This window comes from Acinetobacter psychrotolerans (assembly GCF_048552595.1).
Taxonomy (GTDB): Bacteria; Pseudomonadota; Gammaproteobacteria; order Pseudomonadales; family Moraxellaceae; genus Acinetobacter.
On the sequence record NZ_JBIMDK010000034.1, the window covers coordinates 1 to 5,727 of the forward strand.

General features: G+C 35.7%; 3 protein-coding genes, 2 tRNA genes and 1 pseudogene. 3 read left to right on the forward strand and 3 right to left on the reverse strand.

Annotation, left to right across the window (positions count from 1 at the left end; all coding sequences use genetic code 11):
• Positions 1 to 94: 94 nt before the first annotated feature.
• From ACG94X_RS16590 to ACG94X_RS16600, 3 genes and pseudogenes are all read left to right on the forward strand, one after another.
• Positions 95 to 709 (forward strand): annotated as a pseudogene (locus tag ACG94X_RS16590) (hypothetical protein); the annotation flags it as partial.
• Positions 710 to 839: 130 nt separating this feature from the next.
• Positions 840 to 915 (forward strand) — tRNA-Glu (locus ACG94X_RS16595).
• A gap of 48 nt (positions 916 to 963) precedes the next feature.
• Positions 964 to 1,039, forward strand: a tRNA-Glu gene (locus tag ACG94X_RS16600).
• A 176-nt stretch (positions 1,040 to 1,215) separates the two neighbouring features.
• Here ACG94X_RS16600 and ACG94X_RS16605 read toward each other — a convergent pair.
• The 3 genes from ACG94X_RS16605 to ACG94X_RS16615 all read right to left on the reverse strand — a co-directional run.
• A complete protein-coding gene (locus ACG94X_RS16605; protein WP_419384777.1) occupies positions 1,216 to 1,812 on the reverse strand; it encodes a YiiX family permuted papain-like enzyme in 597 nt (198 codons plus the stop codon).
• A 196-nt stretch (positions 1,813 to 2,008) separates the two neighbouring features.
• Positions 2,009 to 3,271: a putative solute-binding protein gene (locus ACG94X_RS16610; protein ID WP_419384778.1), complete on the reverse strand. Its 1,263-nt coding sequence runs from the start codon at positions 3,269 to 3,271 to the stop codon at positions 2,009 to 2,011.
• 497 nt (positions 3,272 to 3,768) lie between these two features.
• A partial coding sequence (locus tag ACG94X_RS16615) for a type I secretion C-terminal target domain-containing protein (RefSeq protein WP_419384779.1) occupies positions 3,769 to 5,727 on the reverse strand: 1,959 nt, incomplete at its 5' end.

The window sequence follows — 5,727 nt, forward strand, 5'->3', positions numbered from 1 at the left end:
TCAAAGTTAAGATGATGGTATGACAATTTTATATACTCCATAAACCCTTTAAATTAATTAGGTGGTTTATGTCGCACTTCAAGTTTTACTCTGCCCTGTATTGCCTTATTTCACACCCAATGAAGACTTAAATTTTTCTAAACGCTTATATTTAACATCGCAATTGATTAAGGATAAAGCACTCAAAGAGTTCTCTTTAATTTTAAATAACTTCCCTAAACTTCATGAAAGCTTAATTCATAAATTTCTCATCGAAACCTACTTATATCTAGCAAATCCTCAATTTATGGATGAAGTCCATCAACGGATTTTAGCCAGCTTAGAAGAAAATGAAACGCATATTATCGTTGCACATTCCTTAGGTACGGTCATTGCATATAAACTTTTGCAGCAACTCCAACCTAAATATAAAATACAACGTTTTATTACACTAGGTTCACCTTTAGCTTTTAAAGTGATTCAAGATAAACTCACACCTCCTATCAAAAGACCCGATTGTTTAATTGGAGATTGGCATAATTTTTATTGTCCTGATGATTTTTTAACAGCTTTTCCATTAGTTAATGCGCCATTTGACTTCCAACCCGCCATATTAAATACCTCTATTTCAACTTTTATTAGTTCCCCTCATAAAATCACGGGCTACTTACAACACCCTGCTGTTATTCAAAATATTTTAGAGCCTATTTTGCATCCCAACCCCAATTAACCGTACTAAATTCAACCATATTGGCATCATTGCTGTGTTTTTGTACATATAAGTGATATTTCACTTTTTATTGCCGAAAAAGGTTTGACACATTACCAAATTCGCCCTAATATACGCCCACCTCTGAAACGACCCTATCGTCTAGAGGCCTAGGACATCGCCCTTTCACGGCGGTAACCGGGGTTCGAATCCCCGTAGGGTCGCCATTAATTTAATGGTTTAGTTTCTAAATTCAAAGGTAGCCTCAATCTATTGACCCTATCGTCTAGAGGCCTAGGACATCGCCCTTTCACGGCGGTAACCGGGGTTCGAATCCCCGTAGGGTCGCCACATTCAAGAATATTTCAATAATAAAATTGGAATTTCTTAACAAAAAAGCCTGAGTCATAATGACTCAGGCTTTTTTGTTTTATGATTAGAATATTAAAAGGATTAAATGAAATAATAACATTACTGATCAACGATTTGACAACCATTCAAACCGCTATAGCCTCATTCACTGCAATCTATTTCACGATGAGCAATTGCTGAGATTCAAAAATATCTTTAGGTGAAATCACGGTTTCGTGTAATGGGATCTGTAGACCATATCTTTGCTTCATGAGTGCTTTAACTTTCGCATCAGATAGATCAAAACTACCGAGTTTTTTTAATGGTGCGAGTTGAATTCCTAACCCATCTTGATATGCTTTCCACACAATTTCAGAACAGTAAATTGCATCATCACTCCATTCAAAATAAATATCATAAGGCCTGCCTAAATATTTTTCAGCTTGCTTGACCAGTTTTTGCTGTTGCGCTAAGTTTAATGATTTTTGATAACGCTTAACCACATATCCATGCTGCACACCACGCTTGATCCATTGTTGCAAAGGCGTGTATTGAACAGGTTGAATCGCTTCTAGTACAAAATATTGCCCTTTCATATTGACGATCATACCCATATGACTATAAGGCGAGTGGGTTGCTTTTTGGATCACCATACTTTGTGCAGATTTAGACGTTTGGAAAATAATATCGCCCGTTTGGTAATTCTGTGCAAAACACAAACTCGGCAAAATTATCACAATGATCAGAGCATATTTTAAAAATAGTTTATTCATTCTATGTCTTTTAATAATAAGTTGATTCTAATCAAAACATCCGATACACACTCGACTATAGTTTTTATAAAATATAAAAACTATAGTATGAATGAAGTAATGCACAGTAGTTTTTACTCAATTACAAATCATCCTAAATAAAAAAGCCAAAACTCACTTTAGAATTTTGGCTTAAATACCGTTATTCAATTAACGATTATTCATCAGTTAAAGAACATTCAGCATTGGTCGGATTTTGATTACATCTAATTTTCTTTAAGATTTTCATCATCGCAGGATCATAATAACCTTCTTTAGTCATCTGAATACGTGCCTCACGCATAATTTTGACATAACCAGGTTTATCCGCCTCACGAATATCCATCCAATATTTATCTGGAATTTCTTTCTCAATTTTATCAACAAATGTAAATGCAGGCGCAAGCTGTTTAGAAATCATCTCACGTGCAATAGGCCCCATACCAACAGGGAATTTATTACGATGCATAATTAGAGTACCCGTCACCTGAATCAGAGGAAATTTAATAATTCCTCCAGTCACTTTGCCACTTTTATCCGTCATGCCTTTTTGTAATTCTAGAGGTTTAAATAATAAAGCTGGACCAGCCATAATATCGACTTCTTTATTATTAAACTTACCACCAACACTCAGCAAATCTACAGAAACTGGCTGTGCGCCGACATTTTGTACCAATTTACGCTGTGTCCCATCAAAATTCATTACCGCAACTTTTTTACCCGCAGCTTTGGAAATGGTATCGATACGACGGTCATTCACCATAATATAAGCTGCGCCTAATGGTACAACACCCACAATTTCATAGTCTTTATTGACCATCTTGGCATCATATTCTGGGCGTGCCAATAACTGAATGACAGTGCTCAACTGTTTATAACTTTGTACCGCACCCAGTGCATCTATACTGCCTACAAATGGGTTAAATTGACGTGCTCGTAGGTTACTAATACCTGCACCATCACATTTTTTACTACGAAAATCTTCAGTCAATACACGCTCATCTGTGTAAACACGTATATTAATTTCCGTCGTTGCTGATTTCTTTAATTTTGGATAATTTAAATCAATTTTCATGGATAATTTACTTGGGCGAGTAATTTTCATATCTACTCCAAATTCTTTTGCCACCTGCGAAATTCGAGGTAACTCACTGATATATGTGGTTGCTTGTTCATAAGCCTCACCATTTGCACCATCAGGTGAAAAAACACATAGTGTCAATTCTTTAGGAATCTGTTGCCATACCTTGGGATCATTCATTAAAGTTCTAATTTTAGCTTTTGAATGTTCGGATAGCGTTAAATTAAGCTTTTGTGCAGGTTCAGCGTGTATAGATAATGGTAAAAGTCCCGTTATTGCTACAATTGATAATGTTTTAATCAGCTGTTTTCTTTGTGTTTTCGAATATGCTTGTACGAATTGCGTGCTTAAAATATTCATTTCTTTGTCCTGTTTATTTTTTAATTTATCCATAATCATCAGATGATCACTCTCGTGAATTTTCTTTAGTGTAAATCAATCATCTTAAGTTTGAATTGACTATTCAAAATCCAACATTTGTCAGAAAAGAGAGTTTTATTGATAAAATCACGTCACTCATTTTTTATTACCCTTTGGGATTTAAGAGGTAAATACAAATGAATTTTACCCTATTTCCTCTGCATCTAAAGTTAAAAGATTATCTTGAAGACAGTCTTTTATCCAACTTTACTATTTTGACGATTTAAATTTACAAAGGTATTCAAGATCATTGGATGACCCAGTAACATGGTCACAATAAGTTCTTAGATGAATAAATGCAAAACCATAACTGAAAGTTACTGCCTTATTCTTAAAAAGCTTAACTTAAACAGCTACTTCCAATCATTTAAAATGCAAAAAAGCTCCCGAAGGAGCTTTTTTAATTTTGCTGAATTAGATTTTCAATCAAACCATCATTAAATGATGATTTGATTATTTTTCAATAATTCGTCAAGTGTTATATCTGTCTTTTGATGACTTAAAATAAGTAAATCAGCAGCTTGATAATCGATTGCAGCACCATCACGATCAATAGAAATTACCGCTTGATCTTTATCTGCATCATACTGAACAGATAAGTATTCACCAATATTCGTTGCATTCGCAGAAGCCGACAACAATGCTGAAACATCAATATGTTGCGTAGAACCAAGCTTAAAGTCAGTTACAGTCACTTCGGTATTACCACCAAGGTTGTCGTCGCTCAGTAGGTTGAAGATTACTCCACCTATATCATCCACAGTATGATTATCTTTATTTACAAATGTATCTGAAATCGATGTAACTACTGAATCACTAAAATTAAACTGATTTACATATATATTCCCCATTCCAGATTGATAATCGAAAACACCTGTCGTTGTATCAGATTTCAAACCATCTTCATCGTAAACCGTAATTTCAATTTTACGCTCACCTGCAGTAACAGTAGCTGATCCCTTTACACCAAACATGAGTAGGTTAATCGCATCGGTAAAATCTTGATGTGATAAAGCTCCATTGGTCGCAATAAGAGTCAATTCAGAATGATCTGCATTCCATACTGCTTTCATTCCCTCGGGTAAAACAGGAGTAATAATAGTACCGTTCAGGTCACCTGCTACTTTGATCACCGCTTTGGAAACTTCTGTACTGTCATCATCAGAAATTGTGAAACCAGCACCAGATAATGCAGACATATTTCCTTTAATTGCATCGGCATTTGAGCTATCAGGATTAATCACAGTAATTGTGTTCACACCATTCTTCAGATCAGGGAGGTTCAATCTTGACATATCCTGATCAGAAATATATAGCTCAACCAACTCCGTTGATGTTGTACTCAGTGCACCAAATAAACGTATACCATCTTCAGTAATTACTACCTGAATACGCGGTAATCCATTTACATTAGCAGTCCAAGGCGCTGCTTCACCAAACTCAACTAATGCACCTTTATCATTATAATATTTAAGTAATATTTGATTAGTGCCATGTGTTTTATCCGTATTTTCCATTTGGAAAACAGCTTTATTACCATTGGTAGATTTAATAAGATCAACGCCATTCACCATTAATGTGAAGGCATTATCTACTTTATCTAAATTAATAATGATTCTCGCATTATCTGAACCAGTACCTAAATCGACGTTTAACTCGTGCTTATTAAATTTTGAAGCATCGGCACCATTGGAAGTAATATTACCACTTTCAAATTTACTGCCTCCCATATTACCACCCGTCACTAATAGTGATTTAGTTGGCTCTACAGAAATAACTTCTGGCGCAATTAAGCTATCCGTTGCACCGCCACCCGAATTTTTAACAGCATCAAAATAGCTACCATCAATAATAGAAGCTTTAGCATCTCCAGCTGTATAAGTAATTGGTGCCGTCCAAGTCAAACCACCATCTTTAGTTGTCAAACCACTATCAAAATCAAAACCTTGTGTAGAAAGTAATGCTTTTACTTGTTCTGGTGTTAAGGCTACACCATTTACATCACATGGAATTTCAGTAAATTTAATAGTAAGAATTGGATTTACCAATTCACTTTCTTCTAGCTTAATAGTTACTTGCGGTGGTGTGGTGTCCACCGGACCTTCGCCTTCACCCACTAAACCTGGATTGCCTGAAGTGTCTTCATATGAACCTGCTGGTACTTCAACTTCCACTGTGCCATCAAAATTCGCTGGGACTTTACCTGTAAAAGTTAAGCCATCATCACTTGGGGTCAGTTCGACTTCTATCGGATTACCAGCTTTGTCGGTAATCGTGATTTTATCTTTATTAATCGTGCCTGGATCTACATCATCTGGATAAGTAATCGTGATGTTACCTTCTGGATCAATAGCAACAGTCACTTGTGGCGGATCCATGTTCACTGAACCTTCGCC